This window comes from Microbacterium sp. HSID17254, from assembly GCF_003989315.1.
Taxonomy (GTDB): domain Bacteria; phylum Actinomycetota; class Actinomycetes; order Actinomycetales; family Microbacteriaceae; genus Microbacterium.
The window spans coordinates 1-835 of sequence record NZ_RBLT01000163.1 but is presented as its reverse complement, the minus strand read 5'-3'; the positions used below and the strand labels follow the sequence as shown (position 1 = coordinate 835).

Annotated in this window: 1 protein-coding gene and 1 pseudogene; both read left to right on the top strand. The window is 73.8% G+C overall.

What is annotated here, in order from left to right:
* Positions 1-608 (top strand): DODA-type extradiol aromatic ring-opening family dioxygenase (locus D8M34_RS18345; RefSeq protein WP_126894730.1); only part of this gene is annotated, 608 nt, incomplete at its 5' end.
* Positions 605-835 (top strand): annotated as a pseudogene (locus D8M34_RS18340) (hypothetical protein); the annotation flags it as partial. The gene D8M34_RS18345 and the pseudogene D8M34_RS18340, both read left to right, overlap by 4 nt.

The window sequence follows — 835 nt, the reverse complement described above, 5'->3', positions numbered from 1 at the left end:
CGTACGAGCGGTACGGCCGGCGCCCGGTCGCCGACGTCACCGGGGACCCGGACCTTGCGTTCCACCGGCTGGAGCACCTGGTCGACGACGGGTTAGACCTCACGGTGTGCGCCGAGCTGTACGTCGACCACGGCTTCACGGTGCCGCGGTCGGTGTGGACGCCCGACCCCGGCGACGCCTGGCCCTGCCCGGTCGTGCCGGTCATGGTCAACGTCATCCGCTACCCGCAGCCGACCGCGGCCCGCTGCTACGCGCTCGGGCAGGCGATCGGGCGGGCACTGGCCTCCTACGACGGCGCCCGCACCGTCGGGATCCTCGGCACCGGCGGCATGTCGCACCAGCTGGCCGGCACGCGGGCCGGGTTCGTCAACCCCGGGTTCGACCACATGTTCCTCGCGGTGATCGCCGACGACCCGCAGCGGCTCACCGCCCTGCACCGCGACGAGTACATCCGGCTCGCCGGGTGCGAGGGCATCGAGCTGATCATGTGGCTGGTCATGCGGGGGGCGGTGAACGCCCGCGTCCGCACGGTGCACACCGCTTATCACGTCCCGGCGTCGAACACCGCCGCCGGACGCGCCCTGCTGGACAACCGGGGCGCCCCGTGACGTCGTTGCTCGATCCTCCCGACGGGAACAGCGGTCCCCGGCGCACCGACCGCCGGGCCGTGCTCGCCCGGGTGCTGCGCGAGGCCACCTACGAGGTGCTGCCGTTCCCGAGCGCCGCGGACACGGTGCTCGCGCACGTCCCCACCGGCACCGGGCTGAGCGTGACGACGACCGAGGCGAAGGGCCTCGGACCGACCGTCGATCTCGCCGTCCGGCTGACCGGGCAC